Genomic DNA, 22,092 nt, shown 5'->3' with positions numbered 1-22,092 from the left:
AGAACTAATATTTTTACTCAGCACTCAGCACTCATTACTCAGCACTTTCAAGCTAGTCTCGGCTTTTAGCATATCAATTTCTGGCTCATTTAGAATAAGGGTTATAGGAATTAGGGCGTTGTGTTGCCCTTGGGAGCAAAATTTATGAGTATCGCTCAAGCTAAACGCTTCACAGTGGAAGAGTACCACAAACTCGCGGAACTGGGCTTTTTCCACGAGGATGACCACATTGAGCTAATTAACGGGGAACTTATACAAATGGTATCCAAGGGTAAAGCCCATGAAACTTGCTTACGCAATTTACTACGAGAATTACCAAAATTAGTAGGAAATAGAGCCACTCTGCAATCTCAAGCTCCAATTAGTTTACCTCCCAGCAGCGAACCAGAACCTGATTTTGCCATTGTTAAAAATCGAGATGACAATTATCTCTCTGCTCACCCTAGTCCTGCTGATGTGTTGCTGGTCATCGAGGTTGCAGATTCTTCTTTAATTTATGACCAAGATGTCAAAATACCTCTCTATGCTCAAGCAGGTATTTCTGATTATTGGATATTCAATTTATTTGATTGACTATTGGCACGATATGGCAGTTTCTCTATCTGGAAAATAATGTTGTAAGTATTGATTTAAGCGAATATTACATTAAGGATATTAAGAAGATTTTAGGTTTTTTATATGAGGCAATCGCTGAAAATAAACCATGATTTTACCGACACCAGCGACATCAAAATGCACAAACTGCTCATATTTCATGATACGAAACTGCTACGCCAAGCACTTACCCACCGTTCTTATGTCAATGAAAACCCAGGAGAAGGCGAACACAATGAACGCCTAGAATTTCTCGGTGATGCTGTGCTGAATTTTTTAAGTGGTGAATATCTTTATCGTCGTCATCCAGAAAAGGGAGAAGATGAATTAACGCGGCGGCGTTCAGCATTAGTAGATGAGAAACAACTGGCTAAGTTTGCGATTGAAGTAGGCTTAGATTTCAGGATACGGTTAGGTAAAGGTGCAATTCGAGATGGTGGCTATCAAAATCCTAATTTACTTAGCAGTACATTAGAAGCTGTGATTGGTGCTTACTATTTGGATAACGACTCTAATATTGAAGCTGTGCGTGCAATTATAGAACCATTATTTGATGCTGTCCCTGAACAAATTGTGGTATCTCGCTCTAATGTAGACTCAAAAAATCGGTTTCAAGAATGGGTACAGCGCAATATTGGCCCGACTCCTCCCAAATATGTCACAACACAAACAGGTGGTTTGTCTCACGCGCCAGAATTCAAAGCGGAAGTTTATGTGGAAAATCAAAAGTACGGAGAGGGTACGGGACGTAATAAAAAAGAAGCAGAAAAATTGTCGGCTGAAGATGCGTTAGCTAAATTAAAAACACAAGGTTTGTTGTCATAAATATACTTTGATATGCCTGCAAGAGATATTTATCACGATGCTGTTAAGAATGCCTTAATTCAAGATGGCTGGATAATTACGGATAACCCTCTACATTTAAAGTGGGGTTAGAAAGATATGTAGATTTAGGCGCAACACAACTCTTAGCCGCAGAAATAGGAACTAAAAAAATAGCTGTAACAGGATATGCGATCGCATAATTTTTGCAGTTTTTTCAAATCTTCACTTTTAAGGGTAAAATCACTGTGAAAGTAGAGCCACCCCCTGGTTGAGAAACTAGGCTAATTTCACCTTGCAGTAGTTTGACTAACCGCGCCACTATCGCTAAACCTAAGCCAGAGCTTTCGGGAAGGTGGGGACGTTCTTGAGAACTGACGCGAAAATAAGGTTCAAATATCTTGGTTTGGTCTTTTGGTGCAATACCAATACCAGTATCAGAAACTGCGATCGCCCACTTCTCATGATCTAGCATCTGACATACTATACTTATAGTGCCGGAGTCTGTGTAGCGAATCCCATTACTAACCAGATTTGTGACAACTTGTTGTAATTGAAAGCCATCTGTGATTATCTCTGAAGATATGCTGTTGCAGTCAACCAGGATTCTTAAATTCTTCTCCGCCGCTAAAGGCTCTAGCATCTCACAGACATTGTTAATTAATTCCGTTACATTAATAGACACTAATTGGAGTTGGAGCTGACCTGCTTCATACCGTGAAAGTTCTAATACATTATTAATTAAACGCAGTAAGTGTCTACCATTGCGTAGTACACGTTCAATATGTTCTACGTTGACGTTGCTATCTTTTTTCGGAATCTCTCGTTTTTGTTGTCGTAAAAATAAATCTGAGTAACCAATAATTGACGTTAAAGGGTGTTTGAGTTCGTGCGCTAGTTCTGAAAGTTTGTCTTGATTGACATTAATTAAACGTGTCAACTCTTGATTATGAAGAGTAAGAGAAGCTTGTAAATGTTCCAATTCACGCAAGCGTTCTTTCATATAACTATTAAAACACCGAGCGATCGCTTCATCAATCACCGCATCAATTAAACGCATATAACGAATAATTTCGGTTGGTGTTGCCTGTAATAAATCAGCCTCCATAGCATCAAATACTACTTTTCTTAGTAGACGATACTCGCGGGCAATTTCGGACGGATCAAAGCCTTGTTCAGCACGTAGCAAACCATGCTCCCAACTAGCAGTCACTATTGATTTAATATCACCCTCCTGAGAAGGCGACAACACTTTTACCATCGCCTGAAAAACTTCAGGAATATGATTTTTAATTGCTCTGTAGGATAAATCATCAGCACTTTCTATCTGCTGATCATTCCGAACTGCTAAAATCCATTTTTCGATGATATTGTGAGTATTTTCAGCCAGCGATTGACTAAAATCCATGTTTTTAAATTCACCGAGGAAATAGGGGAACTAAATTATCTATGTCATTAGTTTAGCGATTACAGTGACCTTTATCGAAACTCTTGGCAAGTTTCACCTATCGCGTGACATATATTTAGCAGTTATTAGCTTTATCGTATCCTGTAAGACAAAAAAAATTAGCCTTCCCAAACCCTAAGCTTCGGGTTTGGTGAATTTCTCTCAATTTTGGAATGGTTATGTAGGCAGCGTGGGGTATATTTTGCCAAGGTAAATCCTAACGGCACGTAATTTAATCTGGAGATTACAATAAGAAAAAATTATCAGTTTAAAGTTGTTTTTATGGAATCAATAATGCTATCTTGATGGAGATTACTATCTATTAGAGTAAGTCAGCCTAATCCAACAGATCACAGTATGTAATGTTGGAGCGGAGGAACCAAGTTTTTGGGGCGTATCTTTGTAGAGAGTAGCGAGTTAAGAGTTACAAGAGAAAGGTGATTCAACCCCTAACTCAACACTCCATACTCGACATTCTCGTAAGAAGGGCAACTCTCAGCCCTAGCCCGTCAGCTAACTTCGTAGGCATTGGGAGGAGACTGAAGAGACAGCATTTTTTAATGTTTAGCTCTCATCAGTGTCCGTGGCTGGTACTGCTCGGTTTTTTGTACCTGCACTTAACTCTGTTGGGGTTGCCTGAATGATATTACAATTAAATTTAGCAGCGATCGCAGCTGTTGCCAGTCAAGCTGTCTGGAAGAAGACTAAACCTATAATTTTGAGGGATGTAGTCCTATTACCCATTTTGGGTTTTTTAGGAATTATCTTGCTGTGGTGGGTTGTAGCACTCATTAACCATGAGTTAATGCCTACACCACCTGAAGCATTCGTGGCTAACTTAGACTATATACTTCACCCATTCTATCAAAGAGGCCCCGGTAATTTAGGCATTGGTTGGTTATTGATAGCTAGCCTAAGACGGGTACTGATAGGTTTTTCATTAGGTGCAGTAGTAGCTATACCTTTAGGCTTTTTGATTGGGATGTCTAGACCAGCCATGCTAGCATTCAATCCCATCATTCAAATTTTTAAACCCGTATCACCCTTAGCTTGGCTACCCATAGCTTTAGCTATCTTCAACTTAGCAGAGCCTTCAGCCATTTTCGTAATTTTCATCACCTCCCTATGGCCGACCATTATTAATACAGCCCTAGGAGTTGCTAGCGTTCCCAAAGATTATATAGACGTGGCACAAGTCCTAGAAATACCCCATTGGCGGCGAATTATCAAAATTATTTGGCCTGCCAGTTTACCCTACATCTTTACAGGCTTGCGAATCAGTTTAGGAATTGCGTGGCTAGTCATAGTTGCAGTAGAAATGCTCACAGGCGGTGTTGGTATAGGCTTCTTTGTTTGGGATGAATGGAGTCGTTTAAACCTCAGTTCAGTCTTCCTAGCCGTTTTCGTCATAGGCTTAACCGGACTCATCCTAGATTTTGCCGTCAGTAAACTGCAAGAACTAGCCACCCATCGCCCCATAACTTCCAAATAAAAACATCTCACTCTAACAAAACCTCAAGACGCAGCCTCTCTCTCTGCGCCACCCTTCGGGAACGCTTTCAGCGAACTGCGTCTCTGCGTGAGCTAATCACACCATTGAACTCCACATGAGCAACTATAACTGGACAAGACGAAACTTTATAAAAGGCATAGGAGCAACAACAGCCGGAATCACCTTATCCTCCTGTGCCGTATCAGCAGACAGATCCGCCAAAGGCTTGGCAGAAGAAGCCTTAGCGATGAAACCACTAGTCAAATCTGATGATCTAGAAAAACCGGATCTAATTGTCGGATACGTTCCTGTTAATGATTGTGCGCCATTTGCGATCGCCTGGAAAAAAGGCTTATTTCGCAAGTATGGTTTAAACGTCCAACTAAACCGCGAAGCAAGTTGGGCTACCTCCCGCGACGGTGTAATATTTGGTCGCCTAGATGCTTCACCTGTAGTCTCTGGTGCTGTCACCAACGCCCGCATAGGTGCAGAAGGCGCACGTCAAGCCCCCCTATGTGCAGCCATGACCATTCACAGCCACGGCAACGCTATGACCATGAATAAGGCCATGTGGGATTTTGGCTTGCGTCCCTGGTACGAATATCAACAACAATATGGCGATGGGGCATTAGCAGCCTTCGGTAAAGATTTTCGCGGTTACTTTCAAAAACAACCAGCAGAAAATAAAGTCTGGGCAGTAGTTTTGAGTTCTTCGATTTATGAATACTTCGTCCGCTATATATCGGCGGCGGCTGGTGTCGATCCCTTCAAAGAGTTTCGTGTCATTATTGTGTCCCCCCCACAGATGGTAACAAATGTGCGAATAGGGGCAATGCAAGCCTACATGGTAGCAGAACCCTGGAACACCAGAGCCATTACAGGTAATGAAAATATTGGCTTCACCTTCGCCCAAGGGAAAGAAGTCTGGTTAGGACACCCAGATAGGTTACTAGGGGTGATGGAATCTTTCATTGACAAATATCCCAAAACCTATCGTTCTTTAGTCAAAGCCATGATAGAAGCCTGCCAGTATTGCAGTAAGCCTGAAAATCGTCAAGAAGTCGCCGAACTCATGACAGACCGTTCCTTTACAGGTGCAAGACCAAAAAAGCAGGATGCACCAATTACCAAATTGACCGCACCTGGAATTATCGGCAATTACAACTATGGTGGGTTCGATGGCAAAGACCGCACCATCAACGCCGCAGACACTACAATTTTCTATGATATTCCTGACAACCTACCCAAAGAACCAGGCGAACACTCAACGTTTTTATGGAGATCCAGAAGTATCTGGTTAATGACTCAAGCAGCTCGTTGGGGACAGATCAAAGAATTTCCCAAACATGCTGACAAACTAGCAGCACAAGGCTGGAGAACAGACTTATATCGAGATATAGCCAGTGAAATGGGCATTGAATGTCCCAAAGAAGACTATAAAGTTGAACCGCCAGAAGTATTCATAGATAGAAAAAGCTTTGACCCTAGCGAGCCGATTGGCTATTTAAATAGCTTTGAAATTAGAGCTAACGCCCCCACAAATTTCTTCATGTCTTAAATCATCTAGAAACCTAGTTCTCTCTGTGCCTCTGTGACTCTGTGGTGAAAAGTGCTAGTTATTCTTCCTCTTATTTCAGCACTCAGTAAGGTAAAAATTTGTAATTATTAGGAGTATGTCAAATGAAATATACACCCTTGTCAGTTGATACTCATGAAAAAGCTAACTCTCCCACAAATTTTTTACAAATCGAAAATTTAGTCAAGTCTTATCCGACACCAGATAAAAGTAACTTTGTAGTTCTTAATGAAGTTAATCTAAGCATCGGTGAAAATGAATTTATTTCTGTAATTGGACATTCTGGTTGTGGCAAATCAACTTTGTTAAAAATTGTAGCGGGTTTAGAAAAAGCAACCTCTGGCTCAGTAAGGCTTGACGGTAAAGAAATTCGCCAGCCAGGTGCTGAAAGGATGATGATATTTCAGAATTATTCTTTGTTGCCTTGGTTAACAGTCCGAGACAATATTCGTCTCGCTGTGGATGAAGTGTTAAAAAATGCTAACCGGCCTGAAAAAATTAGCATTGTGAACAAACACTTGGCAATGGTAAACTTAACGGCGGCAGCAGAGAAGTATCCTGATGAAATTTCTGGAGGTATGAAACAAAGAGTAGGGATTGCAAGGGCTTTAGCTATATGTCCAAAAATGTTGCTCATGGATGAACCTTTTGGCGCATTAGATGCGTTAACTAAAGGTAAATTGCAAAAGCAAGTATTAGATATTTGGGAAAATAATCGACAAGCAGTAATGATGATTACTCACGATGTTGATGAGGCTATTTATATGTCTGATCGCATCGTCTTAATGACCAATGGGCCAGCAGCTACAATTGGGGAAATTTTAGAAGTTCCCTTTCCCCATCCACGGGATAGAACTGCTATACGCAACTCAAAAGAATATTTTGAACTTCGTAATCATGCCTTAAACTTTCTTGATAAATATTTTACTCAGGAAGAGTGAAGTAGACTATTATTTTTGTAGTGGGTGGCCTAATTCAAATTCAGTCAAACTAAATTTGAAGCGGAGAAACCAAATTATGGGGCGTATCTTATAAAGAGTAGCAACTTCAGGGTGTGACTAATCTTAACATTAGCACTCGGCACTCATAAGAGAGACACCTTCCAGTCTTAGCCCGTCAGCTAACTCCGTCGGCAATGGAAGGAACTCCCAAAACTTGGCTGTAATACCAGTTGTTCTTGGGGATTCCTAGCGAATAAGCCTTGAGCTATTCGTTTCTACCCTGCTTCTCATTCATTGTTTAGTTAAATTTAGGAGAAGTCAAAGCTGTGAACATTAAGCCAATGTTAGCACGCTTACAAAGCGCGATGGGTCGAGATGACTTAATCGAACAAATTTTATTATTGCCAGAACCCAAAAAACCTGATTATGAGCAATGTCAACTAGCTAAATCAGTTAATTTAATTGTTGGTTATGATGCTTCTCCTAATAGCCATACTGCACTAGATATAGCTTTTTGGATTGCACATCAAACACGGTTAGCAACTAATCAAGAAGTCATAGTGCAAGCTGTTTATGTATTAGAAGACAGTCATGATGGTCAAAATATTAATAGATTGCGACTGGTCGATAAATTACCAAATTTAGAATGTCCTATTGGTGAAGTATCCAAATCTACCACATCTGTATTAACTCAACCAAGACTTCAAGGAATTGCGTTACATCTACAACAGAAGACGCTAGATTCCCTCCAAGAAGCCGATAGAATTCTTTGGCAGGCTAGAAGTTTAGCTGAGGAATGGCAAGGTTCTTTTAAATCACATTTGCGCTTCGGTGGCGTTAGCACAGAACTAAGAACAGTGGTGGAAAATGAATCTGCTGATATCTTATTTTTGGGATGTAAATCTGTTTACCATCCCCTCATTAAACAGCTTAGTTCTAATTTCCACTGTGCTGTTGTAGGTGTTCCCAATTGCATAGATGAATAATGGCATGGGAATTGGGAATTGGGCAGTAGTAAACATTTCTCCCCAGTCCCCAGTCCCCAGTCCCTATCCCTGATGGTTAGCTAGAAAAGATTCGATTTCAGCCGAAGTGGGTTGAGAGGCGATCGCACCTGGTTTAATGGTAGTCAGCGCACCTACAGCATTAGCATAAGCAATCATGCTTTTAGCGATATCTGCATCACTGAGGCTATGGAGACCATTTTTACTAAGTTGGTGGATAAATCCTGCCAAAAAGCTATCTCCCGCACCAGTGGTATCAGTCACAGCAACATCAAAAGCAGGTAACTTACCTTCATTCTCACCCAAGCAATAGGCACAACCATGTTCACCATCTGTCACCAGCACCCCTTCAATCGACCCTAAGCGGTAAGTTATAGCACCTGGATCTGTGGTATCAAATAACCATTCTGCCTCTTCTTTGGAGAGTTTGAGAAAATCGACCCGTTTAAATAGGGCTTGAATTTTTTGCCTCGCGATATTTTCATCTTGCCAAAAGACTGGCCGCCAGTTGACATCTAGCACAATTTTTAAATCATACTGTTCTGCTAGTTCTAGAGTGCGATTAATTGCCTTTTCGCTTTCAGGGTAGGCTAGTTCTAAAGTACCCAAAACGAGAAACTCTGCATCTTGAAACAGTGACTCCGGCAATTGTTTGGCTTGCAAGTGAGTATCGGCAAATTCTGAGGTGTCATACTTACCAAAGCCTGCAAAACTGCGATCGCCTGCTAGATCCCGCACCACATAAACTTGGCGCGTTGGCGCAGTAGAATGACGCTGTACACCCCTGGTATCTACACCTACTTCTTGTAATAGCTGGACAAGTTCGTTCCCTGGCTCATCTTCCCCTACTGCGCCAATAAATGCGGCGGGAGTTCCCAATTTGACCAAAGCACAGGCGACATTAGCTGGCGCACCACCAGGGTAAGGAGTCCAGGATTGCACTTCTTCTAGCTTTAGCCCTAACTGATCAGCTAAACAATCGAATAGAATTTCACCGAGGCACAAAACACGAGGATTACTCATCTCATTTTAGTCTTTCAAGGGGACTGTTAATCTCATCTCATCTCATTTTAAATTTTTGTTGATTTTTTATTGGCATTTGAGGCTCATTCACCCCTAATTTTCTACTTTTATTCTTTGGTAGTTCCTTAGATGGATCAATTGAGAAGCGATCGCTCGATTTCTTGACTGACTAACTGATTACCTTGTAAGTTCAAATGAATATGGTCTTGGTATAAGGCTTGAGGATTAGTTTGAGAGTTAAATATAGGCAGAAAATCTATATAGATAATTTGCTGTGCTTGCGTAAAATCCTTGAGGCGTTGACGGGCTTTAATTTCGTAATCACGGGGGCCACTTTCACCTAGTTCTCGCAATAAGGGAGTCATCACCAGCAGGAATTTGCTGTTGTTTTGACGAGTTAATTCTTGAATTTTAGCAATGGCTTCTAGATTAACACCCACGCGATCGCCTGTTTCTTTCTGCACTGCTTTCATTTCGGGAATCGGCTGTTGTTTCTGCACGTAACGTTGCCATACTTCTATATATGCTAAGGCTGGTTTTTGATTGGGGTAATTGCGATCGCGTCCCACTGGTAATGATGTAGGTGCAGTAGCAAATAAATCGTCGGTATTAATTAATAAAACTACCAACTGAGCCTGAAAAGTCCCAAATTTCTGGAGATAAGCGAGTTCATTCCTTGGCCCCCAAGAGTTAGCGGAAGCATTCATCACCTCGGTAGGTTGACGATTAGACAGACTAGCCATCATCAAGCTAGAAATAGTATTAGTCTGATCTGTCCACCAACCACCATTAGCTATTGAGTCTCCCAAAATTAATATTCGCAGCGTCGAGGGTGTAGGTATTTTAGATATAGACCCACTCCGCATAGAATACTCATTAATCTCAATGCGATTACCAAAGCGGCGCGTGCGTTGGTTGGGTGCTAACAAATAACCGATTTGATCATCAGCAATATAAGTCAGGGGATTACCAAAACCAAATAGCGATCGCAATCCGATTTCCCCCAACACTAAAGCTACCACCACCACCCCAAAAATTACCAATAATAATTTCACCTACAAACACCCTCCTTTTCCCAGCCTAAGAACTTATTTTCTGAAAGTCCCTAATGTTTAGCAGAGATTTTACTGTAGTTTGTTAACTTCTCTCCAACCCTAAATGTAGTTTGAGAGCCGCATCTACTAATTGCATCAAGTCTTCACTTAAACTATTTACCACCTCTGACACAATCCTTTGCTGAGAAATTGTTCGTATCTGCTGCGCCTGTACTTTGGACGCTAATGGTAAACCACTATCCTCTGGATTCAGTAAAACCTCGAAGGGGTAAACACGGCTGACATTGGATGTAAGCGGTAAAATTGTTACCGTGCTAGCTGCACGATTATTGGCATCATTGCTAACTATCAGCACTGGACGGCGTTTAGCCATCTCAGAACCTACAGATGGACTGAGGTTAGCGTAATAAATATCACCACGCTTCATCGGTTAATCCATCTGTAATCGTGATTTCCCAATCATTGTCAACTTCAGCAGATACTTCTCTGTAAGCCTGTTCTAGTTCCTGTGTTCGCAACAATTGCAATGCTTTTTCAATGACTTGGGAGCGAGATTTACATTCATGGGCTACTTTGTAACCTTCAATAAATTGCACTAGGGAAGCTGGTAAGGAAATTGATAGCTTTTCAACTTGCATAGTCTTACCAAGTAGTAGGAAGCATCTTCTTACTTAATGGTACTCTAGAAGGGAAAGCCAGGGATGCGGAATGGAGTTGGAACTTTCACCCGCGATCGCACTTCATCTAAGGCGCGATTCACAGCCCGATCCACTACAGTATTAGTTAATACATTCACCATATTTTTAGCAAAGCCACTTTCCCCTGTAAACCCGACATCGAGAATGCAACCTTCCAGCATGAAATCATCTACCCCTGCTTTACGGCAGACATTTTCTGCTTGGCTGATTTGGTTGGGCATCAGGGAAGCAATATTATGATAGCGTTTGGGAAAATTACGGTCTGTAAATGTCGCCGTTGATTTTCCTGATTCATAATTAAATAGTGAGTCTTCTTGCTTAATCCGCCAACTATCACCGAAATCGCGGTAAAGTTTGTCAAAGTAGCTTTTTTCAAACTCATCTAGCGGAATGGGTATCGGGAGGAAATTACTCAATGCCAGTCGGACATTGCTATAGTTAGATCGACTAGGTATTAGCTTGCCAGTACGTGTTTTCAAGTCATTATTGGCGTTACGATCAAAATCTCCTAACAAACCTGTCATTTTGCCTTGATAGTTGCTGGGAACTGTCACAGTCACATTGACAAATGGCAAGTTTGCAACCTTAATCGGACGAATGATCACCTGTTCTCCGCGAGGACTTTCAATGGTGTATTCCGTGCTTTGTTTTTGCAGGAAACCACCATCAGGTAATTTCACTGTCTCATCTTTGAGGGTAATAACTTCGCCATTTACCCGTAGAGTAGCTTTCTCAGATTTATCTGAACTGGGAGCATAATAACCGATGCGATCGCTTCCCACTTTCACAGCCACAGCCGTATTTAAACTCAGTTCTTGTTTGGGGACTTTTTCTTGGCGAGTTTGAACGATAAATTTCCCATCAGCAGATTGTTCTAGGAGAAACTCACCAACTGTCTGGAAACTATAACGGAAACCATCTAAAGTAATGATGTGGGGATCACCGTAGCTGCTACCCGTACCTTTAGAACCGCTAGTGGCTGGATTAGAAGTGTTACCTGATGAGTTATTACCATTATTATCAGTCCCATTGCCGTTAGTGCCGTTAGTACCGTTAGTACCGTTGTTAGTGCTGTTACCAGAACCTTGATTAGAAGGCTGAAAAAACTCATTAGGCAGCTTAACAGAACTGGTTGGATTTTCAGCATCTTCACAAGCCTGTGCTGGCCCCACTAAATAATTCTGATAATCATTGGGATCTGGGGTATCAGGGTTACTGTCACGCACCAAACTGGGAATTTTCAGTCCGCTTGCTTTGCCTTTATCATCTGCACTAGGCCCAACGTCTTTGTATTGAGGGTTGGGTGGATGTGTGTGGTACATCCCGACTGTAAAAATATTACTAGTATCCCGTGGTATAGAGCCAATATCAACCTCCCTGTTACCCGTTGTGGGATCTCCAACTTTCACCGCAGAAACAGAAAATTCTCCTGTTTCTTTGTTCCACAGAATCCATCGTCCTCGTTCAAGTTGATCGCTCAGTCCAGCTTTCCAGTCTAAATCCATCGCCTCTTGCACGACTTTGCTCGTAGCAATGTTGAGAATGCTAGGAAACTCTGGGTGATTAGTCTTACAACGTCCACTTAATTCAGCTTGGGCAACAGTAGACAAGTTGACCAATAAGAGTACAGTAACTAGGAACAGAATCAAGGAGAATCTCACCCTTCCCAGAAATCGCCTACACAGGGTGAGGAGAGCGCAAATTGTTGACATGAAGCTGATCTCCGATTAGTAAAGATGGATATCTGTTATTTAGGACGGGAACACTTCTTTTATGCCTGATTGAAGATTTTTAGTATAAAATTAAACACTATTTTTAATCACAAACCGTAAAATTAATGTGGAAAACGTTGCAAAGCTTAAACAAAATATTATCTGTAAAATCGTCCCATCTGGGTTGAGAAAGACTAAGATTAAAGCGGACAAATTAGCACCGTAACAAAGGGAGTAATACAAAGCTATGTCCGACTTAAATAGAGGAATTATGAAATTTGAAGGGGCAGATGCCCCCAAACTAGTCACAATCTCTACTGTGTTACTATTGGGATCAATTGCTGTCTTGATTATTTGGGCGTTACAGTCTGCCTACGCTCTTAATTGAGCAAATAGCAGCGAAAAAGGACACCGGTTATAGCCGCGTGTCCGTCAACTAGATTTCTTGTGCGCCCTAAAAATTATCAAAAACTTGCGGAAAAACTTTAGACGTTTAGATTTGAGATTTTAGGTGGAAGATAAATCTAAAATCCAAAATCCATAATGAGAGAACTTTGGGGTGCTTTAACTATTTTAATTGTCTGTCCGTTCTTGGGTGCGTTACCTGTAATCGCTTGGATTACTTACGCACTGAAGGGGAGACAACTAGCACAAATTGGTACGAAAAATATCAGTGTCTCCGCCGCTTTTTATCATGGTGGGACTATAGCAGGGGTTTTGGCTGTTCTGTCAGAAGCCCTTAAAGGTATAGGTGCTGTTTTTCTAGCCCGTGCTTTTTTCCCAGAGGGATCAGTTTGGGAACTCCTGGCGTTAATTACCTTAGTCTTTGGTAGATACTCGATAGGGCGAGGCGCAGGGACAACCAACGTTGTTTGGGGATTGCTGGTACATGATCCCCTGTTATCGATATTTATCGGGTTACTGGCGATTATTAGCTTTACCCTGTTGCAGTCGAGAATTTTCGTGAAGTATGGAGTCTTAGTTGTGTTTCCCTTGTTTATGGTAATTCTCCATGCCGAAGATTTCCCGAAAATTCTGGCGGCTGTAGCCTTAGCTGCATTATTAGGATGGATTTACAAAAAAATCCCTGATGATTTAAACCTACCGTTACAAGAGGGAGATGCTCAATCTCAGGCAGTCTTTGAATATTTGCGTGGCGATCGCGTTATTCTCTCTTTAGATGATGAGTTAGATACTGCCTTAGTCGGACAAAAAGCCTCTACCCTCTCGCAAATTAAACGTTGGGGTTACTCAGTCCCGAAAGGCTGGGTACTCGTTCCTGGTGATGATCCCGAAAAATTATTAAATTTTCTCCAACCTTCCGATTTATCTCCCTTAGTGGTGCGTTCTTCCGCCATTGGGGAAGATTCAGAACAAGCTTCGGCGGCTGGACAATATCAAACATTGTTGCACGTTACCAGTAAAGAACAATTGCAGCAAGCTATTACGATTGTTAGGGATTCTTATGATTATCCAGCTGCGGTGCAGTATCGGCGCGATCGCGGTTTACCAGACTCAGCGATGGCGGTACTGATTCAACAGCAAGTCCAAAGCGCATATTCGGGAGTCGCTTTTAGTCGTGATCCCATCACCCAGCAAGGCGATGCAGTGGTAATTGAAGCCTTACCAGGTAGCCCCACACAAGTCGTTTCTGGGAAAGTCACACCAGAACAATATCGGGCGTTTGTGGTGGAAGCAGACAATCTTTCATCTGTGCAGTTGGAGGGGACAGGACGAGTTCCCCAAGCCATTATCAAGCAAGTAGCATACCTAGCCCGGCGCATTGAAAAACGTTACCTAGGCGTACCCCAAGATATTGAATGGAGTTACGACGGTCAAAGCCTGTGGTTGCTGCAAGCTAGACCTATTACTACCCTACTCCCCATCTGGACGCGCAAAATCGCGGCTGAAGTAATTCCTGGGGTAGTTCATCCCCTGACTTGGTCGATTAATCGTCCTTTAACTTGTGGAGTTTGGGGAGATATTTTTAGTTTAGTCTTAGGCGATCGCGCTACGGGATTAGATTTTACTGAAACTGCAACTCTGCATTACTCTAGAGCTTATTTTAATGCCTCCCTCCTAGGAGAGATTTTCTTAAGGATGGGATTACCACCAGAAAGTCTAGAGTTTTTAACTAGGGGCGCAAAAATGACTAAACCGCCCTTGCAGTCTACCTTTAAGAATCTGCCAGGGTTAATGAAATTACTCCAGCAAGAACTAAATTTAGAAAAAGATTTTAAGCGGGACTATCAAAAGGTATTTATTCCCGGTTTGTCAAGATTAGCTAATGAAAGCACAGAAGAATTAGAACCGGCTGAACTATTAGAAAGGATAGATTTTAACCTAGAATTACTCCGTATTGGCACTTACTACAGCATTTTAGCTCCCTTAAGTGCCGCCATCAGACAGGGCATTTTTCGGGTGAAAGATGAGCAAATCGATAACAGTGTCACCCCAGAAGTAGCCGCCTTACGTTCCTTGAGAACCTTAGCCGCCGATGCTAAACAAATATTAGCGGAATGCGAACCAGAGCAAGTATTTGATCAGTTGAAGCAAACCCCAGAGGGAGAAAAGATTCTCTATGAATTAGATGAACTACTCGAAGACTACGGCTATTTAAGTGATGTCGGTACTAATATCGCCGTTCCCACTTGGAAGGAAGAACCCCAACCCATCAGACAGTTGTTTGTGCAATTGATTCAGTTGAGTGAACCAGAAAAAGCGGTTTTAGAACCAAGTAAACGCAAACGCGGCATAGTTCAGAAACGAATAGATATTAAAGGGCGCGTTACCGAGGTTTATTCGCGGTTATTGGCAGTATTACGCTGGAAATTCTTAGCTTTAGAGCAGATTTGGTTACAGTCTGGTTGGCTAAAACAACCAGGGGATATTTTCTTTTTGGAACTAGAGGAAGTGCGGTTATTAGTAGTGGATGCTAACACCGAATTGCTGCAACACTTAAACCAAATGATCCAATTTAGGCGATCGCAATTCCACCAAGATAGCCAAATTGAGCAAATCCCCCTCGTCGTCTACGGTAATATACCTCCCCATCCTACAACCGCCGTCGGTGTTTATTCTGACCAAATCTTACAAGGCATTCCCGCCAGCCACGGGCAAGCCGAAGGGCGAATTAAGGTAGTGCGGAATTTACAAAACCTACCAGAGATAGACAAAGACACTATTTTAGTCGTACCTTATACAGATTCCGGTTGGGCCCCTTTATTAGTCAGGGCTGGAGGATTGATTGCCGAAGCAGGGGGCAGACTTTCCCACGGTGCGATCGTTGCTCGTGAGTACGGAATTCCCGCAGTCATGGATGTCAAAGGTGCTACCTGGATTTTACAGGATGAGCAACGGGTAAGAATTGATGGCTCTAGGGGTACTGTGGAACTATCAAACGATTTAAGACCAGATTGAATGAAGGGACAGGAGACGGGTGACAGGTGATAGGGGGAAAATACTCCCCAATTCCCAATGACTAATGACTACTAACAAAATAATCCACCTTCCCCAACCAAGAAATTCCTGGAATTTGGTATGGCTGAAAATGCAGACTATCTAAGCCGCTAAATTTAACTAAGTGAGATAAAAAATGTAGAGAACCAGTCAGCAAATCACTGGCATTTGGTACATTGTTGTTTTCTAATCCTAATTGTGGCTGTAACTTGACTAGATTTTTCACAGATTTATAGACATTAGATGCTCTACCAGACAACTTAATATATGTAGATAGAGTACGGCGAATTTCAGCTTCTACTATGTCGGGATTCTCAAGTGTATTACCTAAAATGTTTGCCCCAAGACGTTTGGAGAGAAATGTTTTGATATGCCCTGCGTATTCCGTAGTATCATATTGCACAATTGTCTGGGAAATGATAGCTTTGCGATCGCAATTCAACTTATTCCCAATGACATAAGCTGCAATATTTGCCGTGTAATCATTGTCACTTGCTAGTCTTTGGAGTGCTTCATCGAGGGTAATTTTAGCCGTCCGTTCCGGTTGGGAGCGATAAAATACAATAGCCGAACCAATATCCCCTGCCCATGAAGTATGATCACCTGTCCAACTCGTTAAATCAGATTTACGTATTCCCTGTTGATTTATTTGATCTGACAGGGAAGCGATGAAGTGACCAAAATCAGTCTGCTTACCACTTAATACTAATTCCTGATTAAGTTTTCCTTGGAATTCTCCCTGAATATATTTTTGGTTATACCCCGTCGCTAGAGTCCATAGCTTAGTTGTGTATTGTGGTTTGGTATAGCCACGTAGCTTATTCGCTATTTCATAAACAGATTGACCAAAGTTTTCAGCTTCGATGTTCTCAATAAATCTTAATACTTCTTTTAAGTCAGCCATAAATTTAGCCAGTAGATTTAGTGTAATGTGTGAATTTTATTAATTAATCTACCCAACGTCAGAGGTAATTTCCGAATTGGTGTTTAGTTTTACCAAATACTTGTTTTTTAATTGATTATACGTAATTATTAACTCTGATAAAATTGATCTAGTGTTAGCGAAATATAAATATTAAAATATTGATTCCTTGATATAGCACGGCGAAAATAAAGCTACCATCTAAAATGAGTAAAAAGCTGACAACATCAAAAAGTGTTCTTTCTTTTTACTGTTGTTTTTTGCATTATTGTAATAGTCCTGATTTTCAGTAACAACCCATCACTGAAGTACCGGACAGATTGATCAGTGAGTTAGACAGGTAAAATGATGGAAGTAAGAGAAATAAAAAAACCCTACAAACCAAGAAACCAAGACAACGAAATCAGGAATTTTCAACACGTTAAAATACTGGACTGCAACGAGCCAGTGCATCGCATCATTTTTGAGTGTTGGCACTGTAAACAGGGTTTATTAAGTGAGGTAGAAGGAGTATCATCACAAACTCTAGATGTTCCTTGTCCTAGTTGTGGCAGAACTGCTATCAAGTTGATGGCAAATCAAGTCATTTCCACAACTCCAATTCCCTCACCTTGGCAATCTTGACTTGCTGAGACTGTCTTTTGGCAACCAAAGTAGATATCTTGATTTACGCCGCGCTGTACTAGATATTTTTGAAACAAAAGGCTGTAGGAAGCAGGGCGATCACTCAACATATGGGATTTCCTGGAAATAATTTATCCTTCTTGTAAGGTGCGCCCGAAATCGGGGATGGGTGTCCCCACCCATCCCACCAGACAACTAGGGATATTTTTTATTTGGGAGTCCCTAATAAAAGGGGTTGAGACAAGGTGTTCAAGACACTTTTGCTAATTACCATTGGGTTGCTTCCCTCCCTGTTTTCCCTATGGGTGATCCGTAGAACTCAGTGGCGGATACGTTCACAGTTGCGACAAGCGGCCATTAACGCTTCCAGAGACAGGATACAGCAAAATCTCAGATCAGTAGAAGGCGACGATGCTCCGCCCGCCGTAGGTGATCGCTATTACCTAGAAGGAGTAGGTTTTTTAATTGGTGATATCAGCTGCAAATTTAATGCCCGTTCCGGTTATCTTCGTTGTGCCATCAACCCCAACGGCCCCTGTCAAAGCTGCCGATATTATGAATCCAGAGAATCAGCTAGTAAGTAATAAGACTTAATTAGTTTGTATAGCCCCAACTTATAGTCTGTTTGCGTAGCGTGCGCCTGAGCGCAGGACGATCTACCAAAACCGGATGCTTCCCTCAAATCAGCCTCTTACACAACAAATTAAACGGGCGAGTCTTATTGACTATATAGCAGAAGATTTATTTTCTTCTACCTGAATAAATGACTCAAATTCCCCCTTGGGTGTCCATTGAATAGCACCATCTTGCGCTGTCAAGAAGATTCTAGTTGAGGTTTTATTCAGTTCAGCTAAGATATTAGAGTCAATATTGCCAGCAGAGGCGATCGCTACTTGTGGTTTCAAGACTGTAACTAAATCTTTCAAAGACTCAGACTTACACCACAACACTTGGGGATTCGGCCAGCCGCCAGCTTTCATAATTCTTTGCACCTCTTGAGATTTAACATCCCCTACTAATAACCAACTTTGACCTAGAATTTGTAATTGTAAAAGAGGTTGTTCATTAATTAATTGTGCAATTAGCGAACCAGTATTGATAGTTTGTCCCACAGGTAGAAGTTGATAAATTCCCTTTTGTTTTTGTAATTCTTGTTGAATTGCTTGATGAGTTATGGTATTTTCTTCTTTTATGGCATAGGTATAAAAATTTTTAATTGGTAATTGTTGTAAGACTTCTAGCCAAGCATCATTATCATTACCTTGAAAATCAGTAGAAATCGCCCAATCTATCCTATTCACGCCTTGTTGTTTTAAAAATGGTAGAAGCGTGAACCGGCCTGTACCCTCATCACCACTATTAATTACGGTAACTTTACCTTTATCTTGAATTACTAAAACTGGTTCTGCCTTAGCTTCTAGCAAAGTTATCCTCATTAAAGTGCTGGCTGAATGCCAAGCCGGCAAGATAACTAGACCAAAAGTGATTAAGCTGGCAAACCACCACCGTTGCTGCCACCAACGAACTAACCAAACCAACAATATTACTATATATATAGTCAATAACTGCCAAATCGATATACTACCCACAGCCAAGGAATTTCCTGGCAATTGGCTAAAAAATTCCACTAATTTAATCAGCCATAAAGTAGGGTAATGCAATAAGCTAGCCAACACACTACCAGCTTCTGGAAACATTAAACCTGCGATCGCGCTAATAATCCCACCAATACTCAGAATAGAAATCAACGGTGTTGTAATAATATTGAGAAGCAAACTGTAGGCAGGTACAACTCCAAACACAAACAGTTGCACAGGTAAAGTCCAAATGGTAGCAGCTAGAGGCACAGAAATTAAAGCAGCGATCGCCGATGGTAACCAATCCAAGCGGCTAATAATAGCAGGTACTGTGACAACCAATCCCAGGGTTGCCAAAAAACTCAACTGAAAACCTAAATCCCAAATCCATAAGGGATTAAATACTAATAAAAGAGTTGCAGCTAATAGCAGTGAACCTAACTGCTTGATCTTCCTATTTAATAATAACCCCACTAATGCCGCAAAACCCATAATCACGGCTCTTAGTACCGACGGTTGCACACCTGTTAAACACAAGAAACTAATTAATGCCAGTGAACTCAGGGTGACTTGCGTGGCTTTTTTTGCCCGCTTTGTTAACTGCAATATGACACTCAAAATTAAAGAAGTTTGAAACCCTGAAGCTGCCAAAGCATGAGCTAGTCCGGCTTTAACAAATAAATCACGGATATCATAAGGCAAATCAACGGCTTTACTACCTAAAACCATCGCACTCACAAGTGGCCCCTCTGGAACATCCAACCACCGAACTTGCGATCGCACAATCCTATCTCGAATTTGCCACCATCCCCATTGCCGATCTTCATCCAAAATATTGATTTGTCGCCCCATTAAACCAGCAAATATTCCTTCTTGCTTCAAAAATTTCTGAAAATCAAAAGCACCTGGATTAGATGCAGCCTTCGGCCTGTACAAAACCCCAGTCACTTCAATTTGTTGCCCAGAATGTAACCCTGTAACCTGAAGTAAAGGTACTGTGACATACAACTGACCTGTTGCCCCTTTTTGAGTTTTTTCCTCGCTTTTTTTGTTTTTAACTTGATTTTTGACTTGATCTACTTGAGAAACATCTAGCAAAAATTGCCCCCTTTGACTCCGGGTAACGCGAGGACTACTAGTGATTTCACCACGAACAATTACTAGTTGTTCTTGATTATTGCTATTCGTTGGTGGGACGAATTGACTAATATCATTTACTGCTGGTTCTGGTACTCGCCACTGCAAATAGAAACTTGCCAACATCCCCACAAACCCCGCTATTAACCATACTCGCGGCTGAGTATTACTCTTCCAAATATGAGGTGTTACTTTGACTCTACTTTGGGTTTGGGCAATTTCTGATGTCTGCGAAACTATCGGTGGTTTGGTGTAACCCTTTCTAGACAGCACTGCACTTAATATCCCTAAAGGCAAAATCCATACTCCACCCCCAGGAACTGCTGTGAATAATAATCCCAGAATATAGGCAAGACAAATAATTACACCACTAGTCTGAATCATAAAACTTCTTATCCAATCACCCAATAAACAGAATTTACAGCCAACTTAAAAATAGCTAGTTTGATTTGTCTAGAAAACCTTTCATGCTTTTGGTGAAGTATAGTTCATTCCGTTTATACGAACAAAGCCCGCACAAGCGGGCTTGATAAAAATACTTAACAATATGACGGCATTTTATTTTACAGTCGCATTCATAGAATCAAAGAGAGATACCTAAGTTAAATCCTAGGACAGCATGGAGCAGCAAAACACCGAGTGCCACACTACCCAAATACGCGTGAACAGCACGTAACACCTTTTTGTTACCTAGAAATCCACTTAAAGAAATCACACCGTTAATCAGTAAAAGTAATAGTACCAGCGAACCAGTCCAAAAGTGTGAACTTTCAAACAGTGGTTTGTGCTGCATAACTAAAGACAAAACCCCACCAATATAACCACCCGCCAGGAATAAAAACAACCACGGTGCTAATTGACGATGGGCAATCCGACTTTTCAGCGCAGCATCTTTATCTTTATCCTCCAGCAGCTTACCTCTCCAACCTGCCACACCTACGAAACTACCTACAACAAAAATCACGATCGCCATCATCAACGGATGTCCCCAATGTACAATCGGTTCGGGTACTCCTAGAGAACGAAACCCATCTGCGATCGGTTCTAGAACTTCACTCCAATTCACCATCTCTCACGCACCATATTTCTAGATAAATTACACATAACCCTCTTTAAAACAAAGAGGGTTATGGAATTTTACCAAGTTTTAAGAAATATTAAGCAGTAGTAGATCAAACATTAATTATTGATTTGTGGAGACGCGATTTATCACGTCTCTCTAACCGTCAAAATGGTGGGATTTGACAGATCACTAGTTATGAGCAACAGGGGCATTTTTTAGCAACGGGAAGCCCAACTTCTCCCTTTGCTCAACATATAAATGAGCTACTTTTCGTGCCAAATGACGAATTCTCGCAATATACCGCGTTCTCTCCGTCACCGATATCACTCCTCTAGCATCGAGCAAGTTGAAAGTGTGCGAACACTTCATCACGTAATCCAAGCTCGGTAACACCAATCCTTTTTCCGTTAACTGGGTAGCTTCCTGCTCATACAAATTAAACAAAGTCAGGAGCAACTCAGGATTAGACGCTTCAAAGTTATAGGTACACTGCTCAATTTCTCCTTGAAGGTGAACATCACCATAATTAATGTTGTCAGTCCAATGAATTTTAGTAATCGCCTCTACTTCCTGGAGATACATCCCCAATCGCTCTAAACCATATGTAATCTCAATTGACACTGGACGGCAATCAATACCCCCACACTGCTGGAAGTAGGTAAATTGAGTAATTTCCATCCCATCTAACCAGACTTCCCAACCAGTACCCCAAGCACCCACCGTTGCATCTTCCCAATTATCTTCAACAAACCGAATATCGTGGTCTTCTGGTCGAATTCCTAACGCCCGCAAAGAATCAAGATAAATCTCCTGAATATTATCTGGTGAGGGCTTAATCAAAACTTGGTACTGATAATAATGCTGAAAACGATTCGGGTTCTCTCCATAGCGTCCATCTGTAGGACGGCGACAAGGTTCGACATAAGCAACAGACCAAGGTTCTGGT

Annotated in this window: 19 protein-coding genes, 2 pseudogenes and 2 riboswitches; of the genes and pseudogenes, 11 read left to right on the top strand and 10 right to left on the bottom strand. The window is 41.5% G+C overall.

Going from position 1 to position 22,092, the window contains the following annotated elements:
* Nucleotides 1–144: 144 nt before the first annotated feature.
* From VB693_RS22070 to VB693_RS29080, 3 genes and pseudogenes are all read left to right on the top strand, one after another.
* Nucleotides 145–570 (top strand): annotated as a pseudogene (locus VB693_RS22070) (Uma2 family endonuclease); the annotation flags it as partial.
* Nucleotides 571–732: 162 nt separating this feature from the next.
* Complete coding sequence (gene rnc, locus VB693_RS22065) at nucleotides 733–1,419, top strand: ribonuclease III (protein ID WP_323268159.1); 687 nt, start codon at nucleotides 733–735, stop codon at nucleotides 1,417–1,419.
* Between the two features lie 12 nt (nucleotides 1,420–1,431).
* A pseudogene (locus tag VB693_RS29080) lies at nucleotides 1,432–1,598 on the top strand (element excision factor XisH family protein); the annotation flags it as partial.
* Between the two features lie 35 nt (nucleotides 1,599–1,633).
* Here the strand turns inward: VB693_RS29080 and VB693_RS22060 are convergent.
* On the bottom strand, nucleotides 1,634–2,824 hold the full coding sequence (locus tag VB693_RS22060; RefSeq protein WP_323268133.1) for a sensor histidine kinase: 1,191 nt from the start codon (nucleotides 2,822–2,824) through the stop codon (nucleotides 1,634–1,636).
* A gap of 363 nt (nucleotides 2,825–3,187) precedes the next feature.
* Nucleotides 3,188–3,406, top strand: a riboswitch (cyclic di-AMP (ydaO/yuaA leader).
* A 97-nt stretch (nucleotides 3,407–3,503) separates the two neighbouring features.
* Here VB693_RS22060 and ntrB point away from each other — a divergent pair.
* The 4 genes from ntrB to VB693_RS22040 all read left to right on the top strand — a co-directional run bounded on the left by ntrB (nucleotide 3,504) and on the right by VB693_RS22040 (nucleotide 7,858).
* Nucleotides 3,504–4,355 carry a nitrate ABC transporter permease gene (gene ntrB, locus VB693_RS22055; protein ID WP_323268132.1) on the top strand — a complete coding sequence of 284 codons (852 nt, stop codon included), beginning with the start codon at nucleotides 3,504–3,506 and terminating at the stop codon, nucleotides 4,353–4,355.
* Between the two features lie 115 nt (nucleotides 4,356–4,470).
* Nucleotides 4,471–5,913 carry an ABC transporter substrate-binding protein gene (locus tag VB693_RS22050; RefSeq protein ID WP_323268131.1) on the top strand — a complete coding sequence of 481 codons (1,443 nt, stop codon included), beginning with the start codon at nucleotides 4,471–4,473 and terminating at the stop codon, nucleotides 5,911–5,913.
* A gap of 122 nt (nucleotides 5,914–6,035) precedes the next feature.
* Nucleotides 6,036–6,872 carry an ABC transporter ATP-binding protein gene (locus tag VB693_RS22045; RefSeq protein WP_323268130.1) on the top strand — a complete coding sequence of 279 codons (837 nt, stop codon included), beginning with the start codon at nucleotides 6,036–6,038 and terminating at the stop codon, nucleotides 6,870–6,872.
* A 32-nt stretch (nucleotides 6,873–6,904) separates the two neighbouring features.
* Nucleotides 6,905–7,078, top strand: a riboswitch (cyclic di-AMP (ydaO/yuaA leader).
* 135 nt (nucleotides 7,079–7,213) lie between these two features.
* Nucleotides 7,214–7,858, top strand: coding sequence for a universal stress protein (locus VB693_RS22040; protein WP_323268158.1), 645 nt, complete (start codon nucleotides 7,214–7,216; stop codon nucleotides 7,856–7,858).
* 63 nt (nucleotides 7,859–7,921) lie between these two features.
* Here VB693_RS22040 and VB693_RS22035 read toward each other — a convergent pair whose 3' ends face one another.
* From VB693_RS22035 to VB693_RS22015, 5 genes are all read right to left on the bottom strand, one after another.
* Nucleotides 7,922–8,899 carry a carbohydrate kinase gene (locus VB693_RS22035; RefSeq protein WP_323268129.1) on the bottom strand — a complete coding sequence of 326 codons (978 nt, stop codon included), beginning with the start codon at nucleotides 8,897–8,899 and terminating at the stop codon, nucleotides 7,922–7,924.
* A 134-nt stretch (nucleotides 8,900–9,033) separates the two neighbouring features.
* Complete coding sequence (locus tag VB693_RS22030) at nucleotides 9,034–9,954, bottom strand: SGNH/GDSL hydrolase family protein (protein WP_323268128.1); 921 nt, start codon at nucleotides 9,952–9,954, stop codon at nucleotides 9,034–9,036.
* Nucleotides 9,955–10,036: 82 nt separating this feature from the next.
* Entirely contained in the window at nucleotides 10,037–10,381 is a 345-nt protein-coding gene (locus VB693_RS22025; RefSeq protein ID WP_323268127.1) for a type II toxin-antitoxin system PemK/MazF family toxin, read from the bottom strand.
* Nucleotides 10,368–10,592 (bottom strand): CopG family transcriptional regulator, encoded by a 225-nt coding sequence (locus VB693_RS22020; RefSeq protein ID WP_323268126.1) that lies wholly within the window; start codon nucleotides 10,590–10,592, stop codon nucleotides 10,368–10,370. The genes VB693_RS22025 and VB693_RS22020 overlap by 14 nt, the downstream gene beginning before the upstream one ends.
* A gap of 44 nt (nucleotides 10,593–10,636) precedes the next feature.
* Nucleotides 10,637–12,364: a VWD domain-containing protein gene (locus VB693_RS22015; RefSeq protein ID WP_323268125.1), complete on the bottom strand. Its 1,728-nt coding sequence runs from the start codon at nucleotides 12,362–12,364 to the stop codon at nucleotides 10,637–10,639.
* Nucleotides 12,365–12,611: 247 nt separating this feature from the next.
* On the opposite strand from VB693_RS22015, the gene VB693_RS22010 reads away from it, so the two are divergent.
* Both VB693_RS22010 and VB693_RS22005 read left to right on the top strand, forming a co-directional pair.
* Nucleotides 12,612–12,752, top strand: coding sequence for a hypothetical protein (locus VB693_RS22010; RefSeq protein ID WP_323268124.1), 141 nt, complete (start codon nucleotides 12,612–12,614; stop codon nucleotides 12,750–12,752).
* A 155-nt stretch (nucleotides 12,753–12,907) separates the two neighbouring features.
* Nucleotides 12,908–15,784: a glycerol-3-phosphate acyltransferase gene (locus tag VB693_RS22005; protein ID WP_323268123.1), complete on the top strand. Its 2,877-nt coding sequence runs from the start codon at nucleotides 12,908–12,910 to the stop codon at nucleotides 15,782–15,784.
* 61 nt (nucleotides 15,785–15,845) lie between these two features.
* Here the strand turns inward: VB693_RS22005 and VB693_RS22000 are convergent, their stop codons facing one another.
* Nucleotides 15,846–16,727 (bottom strand): hypothetical protein, encoded by an 882-nt coding sequence (locus tag VB693_RS22000; RefSeq protein ID WP_323268122.1) that lies wholly within the window; start codon nucleotides 16,725–16,727, stop codon nucleotides 15,846–15,848.
* A 366-nt stretch (nucleotides 16,728–17,093) separates the two neighbouring features.
* Here VB693_RS22000 and VB693_RS21995 point away from each other — a divergent pair, with 366 nt between their 5' ends.
* Nucleotides 17,094–17,369 (top strand): hypothetical protein, encoded by a 276-nt coding sequence (locus tag VB693_RS21995; protein ID WP_190708577.1) that lies wholly within the window; start codon nucleotides 17,094–17,096, stop codon nucleotides 17,367–17,369.
* A gap of 245 nt (nucleotides 17,370–17,614) precedes the next feature.
* Nucleotides 17,615–17,953, top strand: coding sequence for a DUF6464 family protein (locus VB693_RS21990; protein ID WP_323268121.1), 339 nt, complete (start codon nucleotides 17,615–17,617; stop codon nucleotides 17,951–17,953).
* A gap of 141 nt (nucleotides 17,954–18,094) precedes the next feature.
* Here the strand turns inward: VB693_RS21990 and VB693_RS21985 are convergent, their stop codons facing one another.
* From VB693_RS21985 to glyQ, 3 genes are all read right to left on the bottom strand, one after another.
* Nucleotides 18,095–20,467: a ComEC/Rec2 family competence protein gene (locus VB693_RS21985; protein ID WP_323268120.1), complete on the bottom strand. Its 2,373-nt coding sequence runs from the start codon at nucleotides 20,465–20,467 to the stop codon at nucleotides 18,095–18,097.
* A 199-nt stretch (nucleotides 20,468–20,666) separates the two neighbouring features.
* The gene (locus VB693_RS21980) at nucleotides 20,667–21,152 is read right to left on the bottom strand and encodes a DUF4079 domain-containing protein (RefSeq protein WP_323268119.1); all 486 of its coding nucleotides are present in this window, start codon (nucleotides 21,150–21,152) and stop codon (nucleotides 20,667–20,669) included.
* A 183-nt stretch (nucleotides 21,153–21,335) separates the two neighbouring features.
* A partial coding sequence (glyQ, locus tag VB693_RS21975; protein WP_323268118.1) for a glycine--tRNA ligase subunit alpha occupies nucleotides 21,336–22,092 on the bottom strand: 757 nt, incomplete at its 5' end.

Origin of the sequence: Anabaena sp. UHCC 0399 (assembly GCF_034931465.1) — a bacterium.
GTDB lineage: Bacteria > Cyanobacteriota > Cyanobacteriia > Cyanobacteriales > Nostocaceae > Trichormus > Trichormus minutissimus.
The sequence above is the reverse complement of the archived record's forward strand: the minus strand, read 5'-3'. Positions and strand labels throughout refer to the sequence as shown.